The organism is Amycolatopsis sp. NBC_00438, assembly GCF_036026695.1.
GTDB lineage: Bacteria > Actinomycetota > Actinomycetes > Mycobacteriales > Pseudonocardiaceae > Amycolatopsis.
On record NZ_CP107923.1, the window covers coordinates 2,092,085 to 2,113,598 of the forward strand.

15 protein-coding genes are annotated in these 21,514 nt (G+C 73.0%); 8 read left to right on the plus strand and 7 right to left on the minus strand.

Annotated elements, in window-relative coordinates; translation table 11 throughout:
* Positions 1-39 precede the first annotated feature (39 nt).
* The 4 genes from OG494_RS10025 to OG494_RS10040 form a co-directional block, all read right to left on the minus strand.
* The gene (locus tag OG494_RS10025) at positions 40-534 is read right to left on the minus strand and encodes an STAS domain-containing protein (protein WP_328458911.1); all 495 of its coding nucleotides are present in this window, start codon (positions 532-534) and stop codon (positions 40-42) included.
* 220 nt (positions 535-754) lie between these two features.
* Positions 755-946 (minus strand): hypothetical protein, encoded by a 192-nt coding sequence (locus OG494_RS10030; protein ID WP_328454193.1) that lies wholly within the window; start codon positions 944-946, stop codon positions 755-757.
* Entirely contained in the window at positions 940-1,851 is a 912-nt protein-coding gene (locus tag OG494_RS10035; protein WP_328454195.1) for an ABC transporter permease, read from the minus strand. Before OG494_RS10035 ends, OG494_RS10030 begins: the two co-directional genes overlap by 7 nt.
* A complete protein-coding gene (locus tag OG494_RS10040) occupies positions 1,848-2,762 on the minus strand; it encodes an ABC transporter ATP-binding protein (protein ID WP_328454197.1) in 915 nt (304 codons plus the stop codon). The genes OG494_RS10035 and OG494_RS10040 overlap by 4 nt, the downstream gene beginning before the upstream one ends.
* A 1,248-nt stretch (positions 2,763-4,010) precedes the next feature.
* Here OG494_RS10040 and OG494_RS10045 point away from each other — a divergent pair.
* A complete protein-coding gene (locus OG494_RS10045; RefSeq protein WP_328454199.1) occupies positions 4,011-4,532 on the plus strand; it encodes a hypothetical protein in 522 nt (173 codons plus the stop codon).
* On the opposite strand, the gene OG494_RS10050 is transcribed toward OG494_RS10045, so the two are convergent.
* Complete coding sequence (locus OG494_RS10050; protein WP_328454201.1) at positions 4,494-5,198, minus strand: TetR/AcrR family transcriptional regulator; 705 nt, start codon at positions 5,196-5,198, stop codon at positions 4,494-4,496. The two genes, OG494_RS10045 and OG494_RS10050, sit on opposite strands and share 39 nt — an antisense overlap.
* A gap of 79 nt (positions 5,199-5,277) precedes the next feature.
* Between OG494_RS10050 and OG494_RS10055 the strand changes: the two genes are divergently transcribed.
* On the plus strand, positions 5,278-6,822 hold the full coding sequence (locus OG494_RS10055; RefSeq protein WP_328454203.1) for an MDR family MFS transporter: 1,545 nt from the start codon (positions 5,278-5,280) through the stop codon (positions 6,820-6,822).
* 17 nt (positions 6,823-6,839) lie between these two features.
* On the opposite strand, the gene OG494_RS10060 is transcribed toward OG494_RS10055, so the two are convergent.
* Entirely contained in the window at positions 6,840-9,647 is a 2,808-nt protein-coding gene (locus OG494_RS10060; protein WP_328454205.1) for an ATP-binding protein, read from the minus strand.
* Positions 9,648-10,092: 445 nt separating this feature from the next.
* On the opposite strand from OG494_RS10060, the gene OG494_RS10065 reads away from it, so the two are divergent.
* The 6 genes from OG494_RS10065 to OG494_RS10090 all read left to right on the plus strand — a co-directional run bounded on the left by OG494_RS10065 (position 10,093) and on the right by OG494_RS10090 (position 20,223).
* Entirely contained in the window at positions 10,093-11,097 is a 1,005-nt protein-coding gene (locus tag OG494_RS10065) for a threonine ammonia-lyase (protein WP_328454207.1), read from the plus strand.
* Positions 11,098-11,430: 333 nt separating this feature from the next.
* Positions 11,431-12,216 (plus strand): thioesterase II family protein, encoded by a 786-nt coding sequence (locus tag OG494_RS10070; RefSeq protein ID WP_328454209.1) that lies wholly within the window; start codon positions 11,431-11,433, stop codon positions 12,214-12,216.
* Positions 12,213-13,040: an AfsR/SARP family transcriptional regulator gene (locus tag OG494_RS10075; RefSeq protein ID WP_328454211.1), complete on the plus strand. Its 828-nt coding sequence runs from the start codon at positions 12,213-12,215 to the stop codon at positions 13,038-13,040. Before OG494_RS10070 ends, OG494_RS10075 begins: the two co-directional genes overlap by 4 nt.
* A 22-nt stretch (positions 13,041-13,062) precedes the next feature.
* Entirely contained in the window at positions 13,063-16,137 is a 3,075-nt protein-coding gene (locus OG494_RS10080; protein WP_328454213.1) for a type I polyketide synthase, read from the plus strand.
* A gap of 196 nt (positions 16,138-16,333) precedes the next feature.
* Positions 16,334-19,372 carry a non-ribosomal peptide synthetase gene (locus tag OG494_RS10085; RefSeq protein WP_328454215.1) on the plus strand — a complete coding sequence of 1,013 codons (3,039 nt, stop codon included), beginning with the start codon at positions 16,334-16,336 and terminating at the stop codon, positions 19,370-19,372.
* A 14-nt stretch (positions 19,373-19,386) separates the two neighbouring features.
* On the plus strand, positions 19,387-20,223 hold the full coding sequence (locus OG494_RS10090) for a hypothetical protein (RefSeq protein WP_328454216.1): 837 nt from the start codon (positions 19,387-19,389) through the stop codon (positions 20,221-20,223).
* 48 nt (positions 20,224-20,271) lie between these two features.
* On the opposite strand, the gene OG494_RS10095 is transcribed toward OG494_RS10090, so the two are convergent.
* Entirely contained in the window at positions 20,272-21,483 is a 1,212-nt protein-coding gene (locus OG494_RS10095) for a cytochrome P450 (RefSeq protein WP_328454217.1), read from the minus strand.
* Between the last annotated feature and the right edge of the window lie 31 nt (positions 21,484-21,514).

Here is a 21,514-nt window from a genome sequence, read left to right on the forward strand (position 1 = left end):
TCTGCTGGTGGGTGCTCGCGGACCGGGACGGTGGTCGTCTCAGCGTCGCGCGGGTGCGGCGATGGCGTCGGCCCGCGAGGCGTGGATGGTCAGTTGTTCGTGCAGCCGGGTGATCTGCAGGGGTCGCCAGACCGCGCGGGTGGCGGCCACGACCCGCAGGTCGGTGCGCGGTGCGGCCCGGTGGTGCGCGGCCAGCAGGACTTCCAGTCCCACGGAGTTGAGGAACTGGACCAGGGACAGGTCGACCACCAGCCGCGACGGGCTCCGGCGCAACGCGAGTTCGAGCGCCAGGCGCACGGCCGGGGCGGTGTGCAGATCCACATCGCCGGCCACGACGAGCACCAGGGTCCGTCCACAATGTTCTGTCGACACGGTCAGCGGCGAGTGCCGGCGCGTCGTGTGCTGGCGCCCTCCGGACACGTCGATGACCGCGCGAACGGCACCGGGCTCTGCCGGCCCTTCGCCGCGGCCGCGTGGTGCCGGGAAGCCGGGTTCCGCTGGGGGCCGGCGAAGACGGCGAAGATCGGGAATCATGCGTTTCACGATCGGGCTCCTGACCCTGCCGACCGCTCTGGTCCTCACCGCTGTGAAGACGTGCGCGCGGCCTGTGGACAGATGCGGCCGTCATTGGCGGTCGATCGTCGCGAGGGCGGGGACTGGGCACTCCGGCGCTGTCCCCGGGATCATACCGTGACGCCGGAGCGGCAGCGGTGACTCCGGGCCGGGTTTCCCGAACGAGGGACAGCCGAGAGGTTCACGAGTCGTGGTGCTTGCCGAGGGCGAGCACCGCCCAGACGATCTTGCCCCCGGACCAGCGTGGACTGCTCCCCCACACCCGCGCCGCGTCCGCCACGATCCGCAAACCGAGCCCCGGTGCCCTCAACCCGGACCGATCCTGCAGCACCGCCGGCCGCGGGCTGTCATCGGAGACGGCGACCGTCAGCATGTCCCCGCGCAGTTCGAGGTGGATCTCGGGGCAGAACCTCGTGTGCTGGATGACGTTGGTGACCAGCTCCGTCGCGACCAGCGTTCCGTCGTAGACCAGCGTGGGCAGCCCCACTGCTCCGCTCGCTCCCGGACGAACGCCCGCGCGACAGCTGTCGCCGCCACACCGGCGATGCCGACCAGTGCGACAAGGGCGAAGCCGAGCGCGCCGGGAGGGTCGCCGTCCGGACCGGCGAGGTGGGTGTACAACGCGGGCACGGACCACGGGAAGTACCGCCCGTAGCCGAGCAGGGTGACCACTTGCGCCGAGAAGACCGCGGCGATCATCGCGGCGACGCCGGCGAGGTAACCCCGGCCGGCGCTGGCGGCCAGTGCGAACGGGGTCACCAGCACGACCGTCAGCACGGTGGTGAGCAGCAGGTCGGCCAGCCCGTGAAGAGCGACCCCGGCGGACCAGCCGGGCAGGCCGATCACAGCACCGACGAGCAGGCCGACGACGAAGAGGTAGCAGGCCAGCAGCAGGGACCACACCGTGGCGACGGCGAACTTCGCGCCGACGATCGTGGTGCGTGCGGTCGGCAGGGCCAGCAGGTCCTTCACCGTGTCCTGGCCGAATTCCCGGCCGAAGAGCCACACGACGACGAGGCCGAACAGCACCGCGCCGCCCACCGCGACGGTCTGGGCGAGCAGCGCGAAGTACGCCGGCCAGTCGGCGGTGCCGCCGGTCAGCGAGGCCTTGGTGCCGAGCAGACCGAGTGATCGGGCGCGCCGCGGGTCCTGGAGGATGAACATGATCAGCCCGCCGAACGTGCCGGCGACGGTGAACGCGGCCGCGGTGACCCAGGGCAGCCGGGACCGGCGTGCTTTCAGCAGTTCGACGTGGATGGCGGCGGTAGCGGCGTTCACGAGGCGCTCACCAGCCGCAGGAAGCAGGTCTCCAGGTCGTCCTGCTCCACGGCGAGCCGCGAGGGCGGGCAGCCCGCGGTGACCAGGACCGTCGCGATCCGCTCGGGATGACCGAGCGCGAGGTCGTCCTCGAGTTCGAGACCGCCGTTGCCGGTGCGCGAGACCGGGTGCCCCGCGGCGCGCAACGCCGTCGCGGCGGCCGCCTGGTCGTGGACGAGGACAGCCAGCCGCGGGCGGGCCTGGGCGACGAGGTCCGCCGTGGCGCCGGTCCAGACGAGCCGGCCGCGGTCGAGCACGCCGATGCGGGTGGCCAGGCGGGCGACCTCGGTCAGGATGTGGCTGGACAGCAGCACAGCCACCCCGTCGCGGGCTAGTTCGCCGAGCAGCGCGCGGATCTCGGCGACGCCCGCTGGGTCGAGGCCGTTGGCCGGTTCGTCGAGCACGAGCAGAGCTGGCCGGTGGATCAGGGCCTTGGCCAGGCCGAGCCGCTGGGCGTTGCCGAGGGACAACGTCCGCGCGCGGTGGTCGGCGTACGCGCCGAGGTCGAGCCGGCCGATCACCTCGGCCACCGGTCCGTCGCCGCTGAGCCCCCGCAGCCGGGCGGCCACGCGGAGGTTCTCGGTGACGGTCAGCTCCGGGTACGCGGCGGGAGTCTCGACGAGGTAGCCGACGCGCGACCAGACCGCGTGCGCGCCCGGCCGGACGCGCGTGCCCAGCAACGACACCCGGCCGCCGGTGGGGCGGACCATGCCGAGCAGCATCCGGATCGTGGTGGTCTTGCCCGCTCCGTTGAGGCCGAGTAGTGCGTAGATCTCGCCGGGAGCGACGGTGAAGGAGAGCTGGTCCACCGCCAGGACCTCGCCGTAGCGCTTGGTCAGCCCGGTGGCGTCGATGGCCTGCGTGTCCGTCATGGAAGCCTCGTCTCGCGCGCGTCAAAACCGCGCCGACCAGACTTCCCGGCTCTCCGGGTCGGATCCTACGCCTGCTGCCGCCGGAAGTGTCTTTGTCGGCAGTGCGCGAAGCGTTGTGACAGGTGATGCGTCTGACGTCGAGGAAAGATTCGCTTTCCCGGCCGGCGCGCCGCTGCTAGCGGCTCGCGCGGCGACCGACGGGGCGACCCGTGCGCATCCGGGGCAGATTGGGCACCGGTGCGGGAGCCGGCTCGGTCCAGTCCTCCGATGACCCGGCCATGGAGTGGGGCGGCTCGAGGAACAAGCTCCCGTAGCGATCGTTCTGCGCTGTGGGACGGAGCTCGGGCCGGGCCTGCGGGACGACAGGGTGGCTGAACAGCGAACTGTCCGTTGTGTGAGTGTTGATCGTTGATCCTTTCGGGAAAACTGGGGTAGGTCGTCGGCTGTGGCCTCCCGGTCAAGTCGACAAGGAGACAACGTGCCGACGTCGTCCTGGGCGCCTCAGCCGCCGGACTCCAGCGCGGGAGCCGCGGTGGTGGCCGACAGGCCTACCAGCGGCGTCGGGCGGTGACCGGATTCTGATCAGCGTCAGCGCGAAGAACCGCCTGCCAGGCGATGCCGTTCGCGGGTTCACGGTCCAGAGCCTGGGGCTCGAACGGTGAGGCTGCCCGGTCAGTGTACCTCTGTGCGGTTCGGCCCGCGAACGCGAACGCCCATAAGCCCGAATCGGGCCTGCTGCTCCGCTCGTCGAGACGGGATTGGAACAAGCCGGTCCGGGAGTCGCTGGACTGTTCGCATCAGGACGATGCGCCGGGCTCCGACAGCTGCGTGGGTGAAGCTTCCGGCGGTACCACGGGGAGGGCGAGGCGTCGTTGTTGTGCGCCGACGAGGGTCAGAGTGCCGGCCGGTACGGCGTGGAACCCTTCCAGCCGCTCGAAGTGGTCTTCCACCGGCGATCTCCCAGCCGTCGCTGCAGCGGATTCTGCGGCCTGGGACGGCGAAGCAAGCGTGCTGGTGGCCGCCCGAAGTCCCGACGTTGATGCGTCCTTCGTCCGCGGCTCCGGCGAACAGCACGGCGCAGATCCGGACGCATACCGGCGATGCCGTCCGGCGGCGGCGGGATCGGCTGCACGGTCAGGTGCGGTTCGCGGTGCCCGGCCGGCCACGATGGGTCGGCTGGAAAGGACGATTCCACAGTGGACTCCCGAGGGTGTGCGGTTCAGGGCTTGTCCCGCAACGCCTTGGCCCTTGCCTGTCGACGAGGGCGTGGCCGTGCTCGTCGACGATGGGCGCGTGGTGGTGCAAGGCGGTGGTGAACTCGTGCAGCGCGTCCTCGTCGCGGCGAGCCGCGAGGTGGACGTGTCCGCTGTGGGCGTGAACCAGCGCGAGGACGGTCGGCTCGCCGCTGTCCTGGGCGAGGGCGGTGGCGTCGAGGGCGTTCCCGAGGCGGCCGAGGTCGGCCGGGGCGGCGGTTTCGCGGGCTCGGACATCGGGGCACCCGGACCTCGGGTCTCGCGGGTGAGGGTGTGGCCGGTGTGCCGGGCGTGGGCGAGGTCATCGTGGTGGCAGGTGGGCCGCGCGAAGAGCGACAGCAGCAGCCCCGGCGCCTGCCCGGCGACGTCGACCAACGACAGCACCCGTCTGCCGGTCGTGATCGTTACCTTGCCTGACGAACGCGCGCGGCCCAGCCGATTCACGCCCCGGGCGTGCCTCGACGGCCGGCGACGGTCCTCAGGCGCCGGTGATTTCGCGGGCGATGCCTTCCAGTAGCCACCGGAGGCCCTGGTCGAAGGACTCTTCGTGGCCGGGCAGGTCCGCCGGGTGGTCGCGGAGCAGCCGGGCCAGCCGCTCGTGGCCCGCCGACGCCGCCGCCTCGCGCAGGTACGTTCCCGTCGGCGAATCGTGGGCGAACGCCTGCAACGGCGCCGTCGGGGTCTCCCGCAACACGTACCCGATCGTGTACTGGTCCACCGCGTTGATGATCTGCACCGCCTTGGCCGCGGGGACGTCCAGGCCGTCGAGGGCCCGGAGCGACTGCTCGATGTGCAGCAGCGCCTTCGGGCCGATCATGCTGCGCCGGCCGACCAGCTCCGAGACCCACGGGTGCTGCTTCATCATCGCGCGCTCACGCCGGGCCACCTTCGTGATCGACTCCCGCCAGTCGGCGGTGAACTCGGCGTCGTCGAGCAGGACCTCCTCGGCCAGCGCGTCGGTCATCAGGTCGAGCAGGTCGTCCTTGCTGTCGACGTGGGTGTAGAGCGCCATCGCGCCGACACCCAGCCGCGACGCCACCCGCCGCATCGACACCGCGTCCAGGCCGTCGGCGTTCGCGATCTCGAGCGCCGCGGCGACGATCTCCTCCCGGGTCAGCGTCGGTCGGCGCCGGGGCGTCGAGCGGGCCCAGATGGGGGTACCGGCGGTCTTGGGCACGTTCATCCCCGCAGTCTATCCCGGACGTTGTACGCCGCCACCGTACAGTGTACAGTCACCGCTACGCCGTATCGAAGGATGGACGATGATCGACCCTGAGACGACCGACGTCGAGATGACCGCCGCCGAGCCGAAGCCCGGCGGCTTCGACCCCGCACTGCGCAGGCTGGCGATCGTGGTGGTCCTCGGGGCGATCATGACGATCCTCGACACCACGATCACCAACGTCGCGGTCAACACCCTCGGCCGGGCGTTCGGCACGTCGCTGTCGACGATCCAGTGGGTGCTCACCGGCTACACGCTCGCGCTGTCCATGAGCATCCCGCTGAGCGGCTGGGCGATCGCCCGCTTCGGCGCCAAGACGATGTGGATCACGTCCCTGCTGCTGTTCATCGGCGGCTCGGTGCTGTGCGGGCTCGCGTGGGACGTCACGAGCCTCGTCGGCTTCCGCCTGCTGCAGGGCTTCGGGGCCGGCATGATCATGCCGATCGGGCAGACCATGCTCGCCCGCGCCGCCGGCCCGGACCGGATGGGGCGCGTCATGAGCGTCGTCTCGATCCCCGCGATGCTGGCCCCGGTGCTCGGGCCCGTCGTCGGCGGCCTGATCCTCGACCACCTGTCGTGGCGGTGGATGTTCTACGTCAACGTCCCGTTCTGCCTGATCGCCGTTGTCGCCGCCATCCGGCTGCTGCCCGCCGACGCGATCCGCGACCGCGGCAGCCGGCTCGACGTGCTCGGGCTGCTCCTGCTGTCGCCGGGCCTGGGCGCGCTGGTGTACGGGACGTCGGAGGTCGGCCAGGGCGTGGCCCTGACCGATGCCCGGGTGCTGGCCGGCGTCCTCGGCGGTGTCGCGCTGGTGGCCGCGTACCTGGTGCACGCCGCCCGCAAGGGCCGCGCGGCCCTCGTCGACACCCGCTTGCTGCGCAACCGGAACTTCGCGGCGGTCAACGGGGTGCTGTTCGCCTACGTCGGCGCGTTGTTCGCGCTGATGGCGCTGGTACCGCTGTACTTCCAGGTCGTCGTCGGCGACACCCCGCTGAAGTCCGGGCTGATGATGGCGCCGCTCGGGCTCGGGGCGATGGTGACCATGCCGTTCTCGGGCCGGCTCACCGACCGGATTTCGCCGCGGCTGCTGGTCTTCTGCAGCCTGCCGGTGGTGCTGCTGGGCATGCTGGGCCTGACCCAGGTGGACGCGGACACCGGCCGGGTCCCGCTGATCGCGCTGATGTTCGCGATCGGCCTGGGGCACGGCATGATGATGCCCGCGGCGATGGGGTCGAGCTACCGCACGCTGGACCGCTCGGAGATCTCGTCCGCGACGACCACGGTGAACGTCGGCATGCGGGTGGCGAGCTCCTTCGGCGTGGCGGCGCTGCTTGTGCTGCTGCAGCGCAACGTCGAGCAGGAGCTGCCGGGTGTGCGCGGAAGCGTGGCGGCGGTGGCGGAAGCCGGCCCGCCGGCCCGGGTCGCCTCGCTGCTGTCGGCGGCGTTCACGCACACGTTCTGGTGGGCGCTGGTGATCGCCGCGGTGGCCCTGGTGCCGGCGGCGTTGATGCAGGGCCGCGCCCGCCCGGCGCCCGGACGCCGTCCGGCGGAGGAAGCCGCCGGGACCGTCCACTCCGGACACTGACGCGGCGGACATCCGTTTCAGAGGGCCAGGTCCGCCTCGTGGGTCAGGTTCAGCTGGTGCACCGGGAGGTCCGCGCGCGTCGTCACCTTCAGCTTCCGGTACACCCGGGTGAGGTGCTGCTCCACCGTGCTCGCCGTGATCCGCAGCTGGCTCGCGATCTTCCGGTTCGTGTAGCCGTGCGCCGCCAGGGCGGCCACCCGGAACTCCGCCGGGCTGAGGGAGGCCACGTCACCCGAGATCGGGGTTCCGTTCCCGCGGTGGAGGTCGCCGCCCAGGCCGAACGTCTCCATGATGGACGCGCGCAGCGGCTCCGCTTCGCACTCGCCCGCCAGCCGCAGCGCCTGCGCCGCGAACGTGCGGGCCGGCTCCGCGTCGCCCAGGTCGTGGTGGGCCGAACCCAGCTCCGCCAGGGCGTGGGCCAGCTCGAGCCGATCCCCGGACCGGCGCAGGTCCGTCACCGCGCGCTGGAGCAGGGCCGGCCGGGCGCCCGGCTCGTCGATCTTGGCGAGCACACGCAGCGCCAGGCCGCGGCCCCGGCTCTGCGGACCGCCGGCCCACCGCAGCTGCTCGTCGGCCAGCTGCCGGGCCTGATCGCGCTTGCCCAGCCACAGCAGGGCTTCCGCGGCCGCCGAACGCCACGGGACCAGCGCCGGGACGTCGATGTTCCAGCGCGCCATCAGCCCTCCGCACGTCAGGAAGTCCTCGACCGCCGCGCGGAACCGGCCCGTCACGAAGTGGTGGTGGCCGCGGGCGTGCAGGTAGTGCAGCCCGTACCGGGTCCGCAGGACGGCCTCGGGCATCGGCCGGGTCAGCAGGGTCTCGGCCTCCGCGTACCGGCCCATGCCCGTCGCGGCGAACACCAGGCCGGCCACCGGCGCCCCCAGCGCGACGCCCCAGCTGCCGGGCTTCAGGGCGGTGAGGGCCGCGCGGCCGTGTTTCCTGGCCGCGGGCAGATCACCCTGGCGGATCGCGGCCTGCGCCCGGATCGCCGAGAGCGTCGCCAGCCACGTCGGGCTGTGCTGCGCGGCGCTCTGTGCGAGCAGGTGCTCGCACCACCACGCGGCCCGGTCCGGCCGGTGGGCGTAGAGCAGGGTGAGCAGCGCCGCCTGCGACGACTCCAGCAGCCGGTGGTCGACCTCCACCGAGCGCAGGACCTGCTCGGCGTGGCCCGGCGTCTCGTCACCGCCGCCGGTGGTGAGCACGCTCGACAGCAGCGCCGCCGACTGCGCGCGCAGTGACAGCTGCCGGGTGCGCATCGCGGCCGGCTTCGGCCGGCGGTGGGCGCGGTCGAGGACGTCCGGGTGACACACGGCGACCCAGTCCCACAGCACGGCGAGGTCGGCGCCGGTGTCCTGCCGGCCGCCGCGGGTGACGACCTTGAGCACCTCCGCCGCCTCCTCGGACCGGCCGTGCCAGAGCAGGGCCTTCACCAGGAACACCGCGTCCCGCCACCGTAGCCGGCCGGCGCGCACGGCGGTCAGCAGCGAATCGGTGTGGGTGTGGGTGTGGGCCGGGTCGAGCCGCCACTCGGCCCGCAGCAGCAAGGCGGTCACGGCGAGGCGCTCGTCCTCGTCGTCGGCGAACTCCGCGGCTCGTCGCAGGCACGCGACGGCGCGTTCCGGCTGCTCGTCGTCGAGGGCCTGACCGGCGGCGATGCGCAGGATCTCCGCCGCGCGGGCACCGGCCACGCGGCCGCCGGCGAGCAGGTGCGGGGCGATCGCCGACGCGGGCGCGCCCGACTCGTGCAGCAGGGCCGCCGCCGACCCGTGCCACCGGGCGCGGTCGGCGGGGGACAGGCCGGCCAGCACGGCGGCGCCGACCTGCTCGCGGCAGGACGGCCCCGCCGGCCGGGCGTCGGCCAGGCCGGACTCCGCCAGCCGGTCCAGGGCCCAGGCGACGGTGCCGGGGTCGGTGCCGAGCACCTGCCGCACCGCCTCGGGGGTACCGTCGGCGCCCAGCACCGCCAGGGCCCGGGCGACCGCGAGCACCTCGTCGGGGCCGCTGTGGAGCACGGCCAGCACGGCGTGGGTGTAGGCCCGCCCGGCCACCGGTTCGCCGGGGTCCGGCCCCGCGCGGGTGTGGTCGTCGAGCAGCGCCCGGACGAGCAGCGGGTTTCCGCCGGTGAGCTCGACGTAGCGCGCCCGGGCCACGCTCGCCCGGTGCGGGCCGAGCTCGCGCGCCACCACGCACTGCACGCCCGCGGGCGTGAGCGGCGCGAGCCGCAGCCGGCGGAATTCCGGCAGCCGCAGCAGTTCCACCGACAGCGACGGGCTGGCCTGGCGGTTGTGGTCGGACTCGGCCAGCACGACCAGCACCCGGGTGCGCCACAGGCGGCGCAGCAGGTACTGCAGGCAGTCCAGCGAAGCTTCGTCCGAGTGGTGGACGTCGTCGATCGCCAGCACGACCGGGGTGGCGAAGGCGAGTTCCTCCAGCACCGCGCAGATGCGGTCCAGGACGGCCACCGGCAGGGTGCCGTCTTCCGGGAACCGGCGAGGCAGCGATCGCAGTTCGGCCAGCCGGCCCGCCTGCTCGGGATCGGCCGCCGATCGCGACCGTTGTGCCCCGCGGAACAGCTGGCCGGCCACGCCCAGCGGCGCGGGCGGCCGCTCGCCGGAGCAGGCCGCGGTGAGCACCACGGCGCCCGCGTCGATCGCCTGCTCCGCGAACGCCCTGAGCAGTGCCGTTTTCCCGCTTCCGGGCGGGCCGCCGACCAGCGCCACCCGCGCCTGGCCACCGCGGCCGCCCGTCAGGAGCTCGGCCAGGTAACCGAGTTCGCCGTCGCGTTCGGCCAGCGCCGGCCCGGAGCACTCGCTCCGGTTCTGCAATGGTATTTCGCCGAATTCCGCCTCGTTACCGTTCTGCGCCGCTGACGCGGCGTTGGTGCAGCCTCGCATTGTCATCCGACCCCCAGTTTGACGGACCCCGAAATCCGGTTGCCGGGCCGGGCCGGCAACCGGATAACACGATCTGCGACGGGGCCGCAGGTTGAAGTCGTGCCTGTTTCACAGGCACGTGCGCAGCCGGACGGCCGTATTCCGCCGCGGAGTGTCGCTCTCCCGGAGGGTTGTTCCGCGTTCTATCCCCAGACCCCAATCAGCCCAATTATGTCGATCATCGGAGCGGAGTCAAGTGGAGCTTCTGAGTCACCGCGCCCCTCCGATGTAACACGCCCGGGATTAGCCCGCCTTCAGCGGCGATGCCGAGCATGGGCGCGGAAATCCCGGTTCGTCGAGACCGTACGGCCGGTCCGCATGGTGGAAATGAGGTCCGATGACCGAGACCCGAGCCCCGGCTCCGCCGCTGCGGCGCGCCGATGTGCACGAAGCCCAACGACGGCTGGCGGGACGCGTGGTGCGCACGCCCGTGGTGCGCAGCGATGATCTGGACCACCGGGCGGGCGCGAGACTGTGGCTGAAAGCGGAGAACCTGCAGCGCGGCGGGTCGTTCAAGCTGCGGGGCGCGCTGCTGGCCGTGGGTGAGCTGGTCGCGGCGGGCAGCCGCGGCGTGGTCGCGCAGAGCACCGGCAACCACGCCATCGCCGTGGCACTGGCCGCGCGGGAACTGCGGGTGCCCGCCGTGCTCGTGCTGCCGACCGACGCCGCGCCGGGCAAGGTCCGGCGCATCCGGGAGGCCGGGGCGGAGGTCGTCCTCGCCGGAACGCTGCTGGCCGAGCGCGTGGCCGAGGTGGACCGCCTGCGCGCCGGGCGCGGGCTCGATGTCGTTGACCCGTACCAGAACCGTGCGGTGGTGCTCGGTCAGGGCACGGCCACCGCGGAGCTGCTGGACCAGGTCGCGGCGGCGGGCGGCGGCCTGGACGCGGTGGTGCTGCCGGTCGGCGGGGGCAGCGCGGTCGCCGGCGCCTGTCTCGCCACGGCCGGGCAGGACGTGGCCGTCTTCGGCGCCGAACCCTCGGCGGTGCCGGCGCTCACCGAGGCACTGCGCGCGGCCGGGCCGGTCACCGTCCCCGCCGGCCGGACGATCGCCGACGGGCTGCGGCCGGATCGGATCGGCCGCCTGCCCTATGATTTGTGCCACGCCGCGCTCGACGCCGTCGAAATGGTCGACGAGCCCGAGATCGCCGAAGCGTTGTGTTTCGCATTGCTCGAAGCGCGATTGCTGGTCGAACCCGCCGCCGCGACGGCACTCGCGGCCGCCCTGCGGCTGGCCGCGCTGCCGCGCTGGCGCGGGCGCGACATCGGGGTGCTGCTCAGCGGCGGGAACGTCGACGACACCCTGGTTTCCGTGCTGTTGACGCGCCATCTCGAAGATGTTTAGACCGCGGTTGTGAGCCGAACGAGTGAAGGTGGTCGTGACGATTCGTGAGCGTCCGGGCCTGCCGGTTTCACCGCAGCCGGAAACCGGTGTTGATTTGCAAGGAAAGTCCGATTTCCACCGCCGGGGAACGGGCCGGAACCGGCTAGGGGGGTATCCGTTAGGGGGGCTGGTGAGGGGGGTTCCGCCCCCTCTGGGCCGTCGCTAGACTCGCCCAGGCCAAAGGAGGGCTATTCACGAATAGCCACGGGGGATCTCAATTGAGGCCAACAAGGGGTCGAAAACAATGCGCAACCGAATAGATGGGCATGATCTGTCCGGTCGAGAGAATGGGAAATGAGTTCCGGTGCCGGTCCGGACCCGCGGTGGCTGCGGCGGTTCGGGCCGGCGGGTGCGGGCGTCCGGCTCGTCTGCTTCCCCCACGCCGGGGGCTCGGCGAGCTACTTCTACCCGCTGGCCGAAGCACTCGCCCCGGACGCCGACGTGCTGGCCGCGCAGTACCCGGGCCGGCAGGACCGGTTTTCCGAGCCGTGCCTGGACACGGTCGACGACCTGGCCGAAGCCGTGTACCGCAGCCTCGGGGACACGGCCCGGCGCCCGTTCGTGTTCTTCGGGCACAGCATGGGGTCGGTCGTCGCGTTCGAGGTGGTCCGCCGTCTTGAGGAACGGACGGGCCGGAGCCCGTCCCGGTTGTTCGCCTCCGGCTACCCCGCCCCGTCCCGGCTGCCGGTGGGCGCGGTCCACCGGCGCGACGACGCCGGCGTGGTGCGGGAGCTGCGGGCGATCGGCGGCACGGACCCGGCCTGGCTGGACGACGAGGACCTGCGGGCGGTCTTCCTGCCCGCGGTCCGCGCCGACTACCGGGCGATCGAGAACTACACCTGGGTTCCGGGCACGCCTCTGAGCTGCCCGATCACCACCCTGATCGGATCCGCCGACCCGCACACGACGACCGGGTCCGGCTCGGCCTGGCGGGAACACACCGCGGCGGAGTTCGACCTGCGCGTCTTTTCCGGTGGGCACTTCTTCGTCGACGAGCACCGGCCGGAGATCGCCGGCCTGATCCGGTCCGCCGTCGAGCAGGCGTCCGAAAGCACCACCATCACTGGGGGCACACCGTGAAATACGAACTACTGGGTTCACTGCGCGTCGTCGACGAGCGGGGCGCCTCGTTCATCGGGGCGCCGAAGGTCGCCGCGTTGCTGGCGACATTGCTGGTCCGGGCCGAGCACGTGGTGGCGGCCGAGCAGCTGATCGAGGAGATCTGGGGCGAGAACCCGCCGCGGCGGGCGGCCGCGGGGATCCACGTCTACGTCTCCGACCTGCGCAAGTTCCTGCACCGGCCGGAACAGGGGGACAACCCCATCGTCACCCGGTCACCCGGCTACCTGCTGCGGCTGCGCGAGTCCGACGAGCTCGACTACCGGACGTTCCTGGAGCTGGCGGAGCTGGGCCGCGGGCACGTGCGCGAGCACAGCCTCGAGGAGGCGAGCGGCTGCTTCGAACGGGCGCTGGGGCTGTGGCGCGGCCCGATGCTCGCCGACATCGGCGGCGGCCGGGTCCTGAGCAGCTTCGCCACCTGGCTCACGGAGGTCCGGATGGAGTGCACCGAGCTGCTGCTGGACGCGCAATTGCGGCTCGGGCGCCACCGCGAGCTGATCGGCCGGATCTACTCGCTGACGCTGGAACACCCGCTGCGCGAGGCGTTCTACCGCCAGCTCATGCTGGCGCTGCACCGCTCCGATCGCCGCGCCGACGCGCTGAAGGTCTACCAGACGGCGCGGACCGTGCTGATCGACGAGCTGGCCCTGGAACCGTGCCGGGCGTTGCAGGAGCTGCACCAGGCGATCCTGCGCTCCGACGACTCGGTGCTCGCGCCGGCGGGCGCGCTGCCCGCGGCGGCCCGTGGCTGGGAGTCCTACCGGGACGGGAACGCCGTTGCGTGACGCGGCGGAAGGGCGCCCGCCGATGGCGGAGGAAGACAAGCTCGTCGACTACCTCAGGTGGGTGACGACGGAGCTGCACCGGACCCGGCAGCAGCTGCAGGACCTCGAGTCCGAGCCGATCGCGGTCGTTTCGCTGGGCTGCCGGTACCCCGGCGGGGCCGGCTCGCCGGAGGAGCTCTGGCGCTGCGTCGAGGAAGGGCGGGACGCGATCACGCCGTTCCCGGAGAACCGGGGCTGGCCGCTGGAGACGCTGTTCGACCCCGACCCGGACCGGCGAGGGCACGTCTACGCCCGGGAAGGGGGGTTCCTCCACGACGCCGACCGGTTCGACGCCCCCTTCTTCGGCATCAGCCCGCGCGAGGCGCTGGCGATCGACCCGCAGCAGCGGATTCTGCTCGAAATCGCCTGGGAGACCTTCGAACGCGGGGGATTCGTCCCGGGGGCGCTGCGGGACACGGCCGTCGGCGTGTTCGTGGGGGTCATGTACGACGACTACGGCGGCCGCCTCATCGGGCACGCCCCGGCGGACATCGAAGGGCTGCTGGGCACCGGCAGCGCGGCCAGCGCCGCCTCGGGCCGCATCTCCTACACCTTCGGCTTCACCGGCCCGGCGCTGACCGTCGACACGGCCTGTTCGTCGTCCCTGGTCGCCGTGCACCTCGCCTGCCAGGCGCTGCGGCGCCGCGAGTGCACCATGGCGCTGGCCGGCGGCGCGACGGTGATGGCGACGCCGGGCGCGTTCGTCGAGTTCAGCAGGCAGCGCGGGCTCGCCGCCGACGGCCGCTGCAAGTCCTTCGCCGACGCCGCCGACGGCACCGGGTGGAGCGAGGGCGCGGGACTCGTGCTGCTGGAACGGCTCTCGGACGCGAAGGCCAACGGCCACCCGATCCTCGCCGTGGTGCGGGGCAGCGCGGTCAACCAGGACGGCGGCAGCAACGGCCTCACCGCGCCCAACGGCCCGGCGCAGGAGAAGCTGATCCACGCCGCGCTGGCCGGCGCCGGGCTCACCCCCGACGACGTCGACGCGGTCGAAGGGCACGGCACCGGCACCACCCTCGGCGACCCGATCGAGGCCCAGGCCCTGCTGGCCACCTACGGCAGGCAGCGCTCCGCCGGGTCACCGCTGTGGCTGGGATCGCTCAAGTCGAACCTCGGCCACACCCAGGCCGCGGCCGGCGTCGGCGGGCTGATCAAGATGGTGCTCGCCCTGCGCCACGGCGTGCTGCCGCGGACGCTGCACGTCGACGAGCCCAGCCGGCACGTCGACTGGGACAGCGGCGCGGTCCGGCTGCTGACCGAGGCCGTGCCGTGGCCGGAGCGCGATCGCCCGCGCCGGTGCGCGGTCTCGTCGTTCGGCATCAGCGGCACCAACGCGCACGTCGTCCTGGAAGCGGCCCCGCCGGCCGAAGACCGGGCGCCCGCCGTGCCGGAACCGGCCGCGATCGTCTGGCCGCTGTCGGCCCGCACGCTCCCGGCGCTGCGCGAACAGGCCGCGCGGCTGCACGAAGCCGTCACCGCGGCGCCCGCCGCGCCGGCCGCGGCGATCGGGGCCGCGCTGGCGACCACCCGGACGCGGTTCGCGCACCGCGCCACCGTCGTCGCGGCCGATCGCGACGCGGCGCGGGCCGCGCTCGCCGCGCTGGCCGGCGGCGGGTCGTCTCCGGCCCTCGTGCGCGGGGAGGCCCGGCCGGCGGGCCCGGTGGCGTTCCTGTTCAGCGGCCAGGGAAGCCAGCGGCCCGGCATGGGCCGGGAGCTGCGGCGGGACTTCCCGGTCTTCGCCGAGGCACTGGACGCCGTCTGCGCGGAGACCGACCGGCACCTCGACCGGCCCCTCCAGGACATGATGTTCGCGGCGCCGGGCACGCCCGAAGCGGCGCTGCTGCACGAAACCGAGTACGCGCAGCCGGCGCTGTTCGCCCTCGGCACCGCCCTGTACCGGCTGGTGCGCTCCTTCGGGGTGACGCCCGCCTACCTCATGGGCCACTCCGTCGGCGAACTGACCGCGGCCCACGTGGCCGGGGTGTTCTCCCTGGCCGACGCGGCCGCGCTGGTGACGGCGCGGGGGCGGCTCATGCGGACCCTGCCCGAGGACGGGATCATGGTCGCGGTGCAGGCCACCGAGGAGGAGGTCCGCCCGCTGCTGGAGGACCACGCCGACGTGAGCATCGCGGCGATCAACGGGCCGGACGCGCTGGTCGTCTCCGGCGGCCGCCGCGGGGTGCTGACCGTCGCGCAGCAGTGCCGCGACCGCGGCCGCAAGACCAAGCAGCTCACGGTGAGCCGCGCGTTCCACTCCCCGCACACCGACGCCGTCGTCGAGGAGTTCCGGGCCGTCGCGGGCCGGGTCGCCTACGCCGAGCCGCAGGTGCCGGTCGTCTCCAACGTCACCGGGGACCTCGCCGCCGGCCGGCTCACCGGGGCCGCGTACTGGGCCGGGCACATCAGGGCGACCGTCGACTTCGCCCGGGGGGTAAGGACACTGCGCGCCCAGGGCGTCACGACGTTCCTCGAACTGGGCCCCGACGCCACGCTGGCCGCCCTGGTCGCCGGGACACCCACACTGCGGGCCGACCGGCCCGAAACGACGTCGTTCCTCGGCGCCCTCGCCACGCTCGAAGCCGGCGGGGCCGGGATCGACCCGGCCGCACTGGTGTCCGCTTCGGACGGTCCGCGGATCGAGCTGCCGACCTATCCCTTCCAGCACAAGAGCTACTGGCTGCACCCGGTCCCCGGAACGGAACCGGCCGCCGGGCCGGCCCCGGTGGCCGTCGAACCCGGGGAACCGGCCGCGCCGCCGGTGCGCGAACGGCTGCTGCGGGCGGAACCGGCCGAGCGGCCCGGCATCGTGCTGGAGGTCCTGCTCGGCCACGCGGCCACCGTGCTCGGCGTCGAGCAGGCCGAAGGCCTCGACCCGGACGACGACCTGCTCCAGCTGGGGCTGTCGTCGTTCATGGCGCTGGAACTCGCCCAGCTGATGAGCGACGGCGCGATCGAGGTGACGCCCGGCATGGTCTACGACAACCCGACCCCCCGGCTGCTGGCCGACCACCTCGCCGAAGAGATCGTCGCCGCCGAAGCCGCGGGAACACCGGCCTAGCAACGGTTTCCGCGGGGGTGCCCGGCTTGAGACCGGCTTTAGCCGGAGTTCGGCCGGGCACCCTAGCGTTGGCCGCGTCCTGTCGGAGGTGCCCGCATTCCGTCCCTGACGAGGGGAGTACCCATTGGCGTCCGCAGTGAGGCCGGAGACCGAGTCCGTGCCCGATTTTTCGCCGGCCACCCGTAAAGAGGCGGCCATGTGGCTGCTGGAACGGCTGGTGCCGGACAGCGCCGCCAACAACCTTTCGCTGGCGTTCCAGGTCGAAGGGCGGCTCGAAGTCCCCGCGCTGCGGGCCGCCCTCGACACCCTGCTCCGCCGGTACGAAGTGCTCCGGACCGTGTACGTGGCGACCGGGGCCGACCTGCTGAAGGGCGTGGTGCCACCGGACGAATTCCGGTTCGAGCTGGAACTTCCCCCGGCGCCACTGTCCGATGTGGACGTGGAACGGGCGTTGCGGCCCTTCGTCACGCGCCCGTTCGCCCTCGACGGCGCACCGCTGCTGCGCGCGGGGCTGTTCGAGCACGCCGGCGGGCACGTGCTGTGCCTGGCCTTCCACCACCTGATCTACGACATCATCTCGGGCCGGCGCCTCTACGAGGACCTGGTGGCGGCCTACGAAGGCTTCGAAGCCGACGACGCGCCGCCTGCGCAGCTCCACACCGTGGTGCCCGGCTTCGCCGAGCCCGAACCGAAACCCGAAAGCCTCGCCTACTGGCGGCAGCGGCTGGGCGACTTCGACCCGAAGGGCCTCGGTCTCGCCTGCGGCGTCCCGGACGACGACGAGCCCACCATGGCGGGCGACCAGGTCACGTTCACCCTCTCGCCGCGAGCGCGCGCGGCGGTGCGGGAGCTGCAACGGGAGGCGCGGGCACCGGAGGCCGTCATTCTGCTCGCGGCCTACCACGCACTGCTCGCCGCGCACGGCGCCGGACCCGACATCGCCGTCGGGACCCCGGTGAGCGTGCGCCCGAAGGACGATCCGGACGCCGTGGGCCACCACACCAACGTGCTGCCGATCCGGCTCGCCCTCGACCCGGGCGAGGGTTTCCGGGCGCTGGCCCGGCGGGCCCGGGACACCTACTTCGGCGCACTGCTGCACGCCGACGTCCCGGTCGACTGCTACCCGGAGCTGGTGCCGCGGGTGGATTCCACCTGGCGCAACCGGTTGTGCCGCCACCTGTTCAACTACTTCCCGCAGCTGGCGCTGGGCTCCGGCGCCACGGTCGCCGGGCGGCCCGCGCGGATGCTGGTGGTCGAGAACGGCTACAGCAAGTTCGACCTGGAGTTCGGCTTCGCCTCGTCCGCGGACGAACTGCGGGTCATCGCCCGGCACGCCACCGGCAAGCTGGACCGCGCCGACGTCGAAGCGCTGCTGCTGCGCTACGACGCGCTGCTCGTGGCGTGCGGCGCCGACCCCGACCGCCCGATCGGCGACATCCCGGTGTGGAGCGAGCAGGACCACGCCGTGATCGACGCGGCCAACGACACCGCCCGCACCCACGAGCCGGAGAGCGTCGTCGCGGCCGTGTACGGCCACGTGCTGCGCGCGCCGGACGCGGTCGCCGTCGAGCAGGGCGTGCGCACCACGACCTACCGGCAGGTGTGGGACACCGCGGTGGCCACCCGCGAGCTGCTGCTCGGCGCGGGCGTCACGGCCGGGGACACGGTGGCGATCGCGGTGCCCCGGTCCCCGGAGCTCGTCGCCGCGGTGCTGGGACTGTGGCTCACCGGCGTCGCCTACGTGCCGGTGGACCCCGGGCACCCGGCGCAGCGCACGGCCTACGTGCTGGCCGACTCCGGCGCGAAGCTCGTGCTCACCGGCCACGACCTGGCGGTGCCCGGCGGGCCGGCCCGCCTCGCCCCGCTGCCGGTGACCGGCGCGGCCCCGGCCGGGCCGCCGGTCGAGCCGCCGCGGATCGACCCGGGCGCGGCGGCCTACCTGATCTACACGTCGGGGTCGAGCGGACGCCCGAAGGGCGCCGTACTGCCGCACCGCGCGATCACGAACATCGCCGGCGACTACACCGAGCGGCTGCCGGCCACCCCGCGCGACGCCACGCTGTGGATGACGACGTTCGCCTTCGACATGGCGAACCTGGAGCACTACGTGCCGCTCTACTCCGGCGGCCGGATCGTCGTCGCGCCGGACGAGGCGCGCACCGACGGCGCGGTGCTGCGCGCGCTGATCGAGCGGCACGACCCGCGGATCATCCAGGCCACGCCGACGACCTGGCGGCTGGTGCTGGACCGGGTGGCCGACCGCCTGGCCGGCCGCAAGGTCGTGACCGGGGCCGAGCCGGTGCCGGTGGCGCTCGTGCGCGCACTGCTGGCCACCGGCTGCGAAGTGCACCACGCCTACGGGCCGACCGAAACGACCACCTGGTGCACCTGGGGCGTCATCGAGGAGGTCGGCGAACGGCTGGACGTCGGGAAGCCGATCGCGAACACCCGGGTCGCGGTCGTCGCCCCGGACGGCCGTGAGCTGCCGGTGGGGGTGCGGGGCGAGCTGTGGATCGCCGGCGACGGCGTCGCGCTCGGCTACCACGGCTCACCGGAGCTGACCGCGGCGAAGTTCGTCGAGCACCCGGTCCACGGCCGCTGCTACCGCAGCGGGGACCTCGGCCGGTGGCTGCCCGACGGCACCCTGGAGCTGTTCGGCCGCGCCGACCGGCAGGTGAAGCTGCGCGGCAACCGGATCGAGCTCGGCGAGGTCGAGGCGGCGCTGCTCGGCCACCCGCTGGTGCGGGCCGCGGCCGCGGTGGTGGTCGGTGACCGCAGCGCCGACGGCCGTCTCGTCGTCTTCGTCGAATCCGATGTCGCCGGCCTCGCCGACGAACTGTGGGAGTACGCCCGCACCGAGCTGCCGCACTCGGCCATCCCGCAGGACTTCTTCGTGGTGGACGCCCTGCCGGTCAACGCCAACGAGAAGGTCGACTACCCGGCCCTGGAACAGCGGGCGCTGACCACCCGGCCGGGTGAGGGCGGGCACGTCGACGACGACGGCGCCGACCCGTCGGACGAACTGGTGCTGTCGCTGATCGAGCTGTTCCGGCGGCTGCTGGACCGCGACGACGTCGCCGCGGAGACCAACTTCTTCACCAACGGCGGCAATTCCCTGCTCGGCGCCCGGTTGCTCCAGGAGATCGAGGAGACGACGCGGGCTTCGGTGAAGCTGCCCGACCTGTTCGCCGCGCCGACCCCGGCGGCCCTGGCCAAACACGTCCGAACCCTGTGACCCGAGGAGCTGAAGTGCCCAACGCCGCTTGGAAAGACCTGTCGACCAGCGACCATTCGGACGAGGTCGTGCTCGCGGTCGACTTCGACGCCACCGGTCGCCCCGAGGCGCGCTTCGCCGACCTGGTGGCGAACCTGAAGGTCGACCTCACCGTCCGGGAGAGCGTGCCGCCGGACGGGGCGTCGGAAGCGGCCCGCGACGCCGCCGGCTACCTCGCCCACTGGGCGGGGCCGCTGGAGCAGCAGCGCCCGCGGGTCCGCGCGGTGCTCGGGTTCTGCGCGGGCTCGGTCTACGCGGCCGCGCTGGCCGAGCGGATCGGGCGGTGGCAGGAAACGCCGCCGCAGCTGGTGCTGTTCGACCCGGAGCTGATCACGCCGGTGTCGGTGCTGTGGCAGTTCCAGAAGGTCGTGGGCTTCCTGCCGCCGCTGATCTCCGACGCCGAACTGGCCGAAGCCCGCGCCGAGGGGCAGCGGCTGCACGACGAGATCCAGGACGTCGCCCAGCTCAAGACGGAGTTCCTGCGGCTGACGCGCGCGATCTGCACGCCGGCGTTCACCCGGTTCGGCCTGGACGAGAAACGCCGTGAAGAGGTGTTCGACCTGTTCCGGTCGTTTCTGGGCTACCTGGCGGCGGCGGCCGGCATCGATCCCGCCGACCAGTGGCGCACGGCGGTGGCCTACAGCTCGGCCACGCCGCTCAGCGGCCTGCGCGGCATGCGCTCGTCGGGCCGCGACGTCGTGGTCGGCCGCGAGATCGAGGTGGCCGTCGAGCACGCGGCCATGCTCGCGGACGAGGGCCTGGCCGCGGAGGTCTCGGATCTGCTGAACGGCCCGTGGCACCAGGCACGCTGACGACGAGAGCCCGGCAGCTGCGGCTGCCGGGCTCTCGCGCGTCCTGGGTCACCAGGTGACCGGCACCTCGTAGAGACCGTAGAACGCGGCGTCGTGCTTGAACGCCAGCTCCTCCACCGGCACCGCCAGGCGCAGCGTGGGGACACGCGCGAACAGCGTCGTGAACACGATCTCCAGCTCCAGCCGGGCGAGGCTCTGCCCGATGCACTGGTGGACGCCGTACCCGAAGGCCAGATGGCGGCGGAAGTCCCGGCGCGGGTCGAACTCGCCGGGGTCGGGGAAGACGGCCTCGTCGTGGTTGGCCGCCGCGTTGAGGGTGATCACCCCTTCGCCCGCCGGGATCCGCACCCCGCCGATCTCGATGTCCGCCGTCGTCACCCGGCTGACCGAGTGGTCGGCGATGCTGAAGTAGCGCAACAGCTCCTCCACCGCGCCGGCGGCGTTCTCCGGGTGCTCGACGAAGTCGGCCAGGTGCTCGGGGTGGCTCAGGAAGAAGACGGTGCCCAGCGAAATCATGTTGGCCGTCGTCTCGTGGCCGCCGACGAGCAGGCCCATCGCCAGGCCGATGAGCAGCTCGTGGTCGAGCATCCCGGCCTCGCGGTAGCGCTGCACCAGCCGGCTCAGCAGGTCGTCACCGGGGTCGGCTTCCTTGCCGGAGATGAGCTGGTCCAGGTAGGCCCGCAGCTCGCGCCACGCGGTCATCCGCTGCTCGACCGTGCTGTGGTGGTTGAGGATCAGCTCGGTGCGTTCGGCGAACAGGTCCCGGTCGGCGTAGGGCACGCCGAGCAGCTCGCAGATCACCCGCGCCGGCACCGCGAGCGACAGCCCCCGCACCAGGTCGGCCGGCGACGGCCCGGCGAGCAGCTGGTCGAGGCACTCCTCGGTGACCTTCCGGATGTGCGGGGCCATCGCGGCGACGCGCTTGACGGTGAACTCGCTGACGACCATCCGCCGGTGCGTGGTGTGCTCCGGCGGGTCCATCCAGCTCAGCAGCCCTTTGGCCTGCGCTTTCGACACCGGCTGCTTCGGCAGCATCGTCGGGTAGTTCGGGTGTGACCGGTCCGCGCTGACGTCCGGGTGGACCACGAGCTCGCGCGCGAGCCGGTAGCTGCTGATGGCCCAGGCCGTGTCGCCGTTGGGCAGCGTCACCCGCGAAACCGGGCTTTCCGCGCTGAGCCGGGCGTAGGGCGCCGGGGGCCGGAACGGGCACTCCCGGCGCATCGGCAAGCGGGCGGACTCGGAATCCGCTGTCTCGGTCAACTGCTCTCCTCCACGCGTACGCTCCGGACGG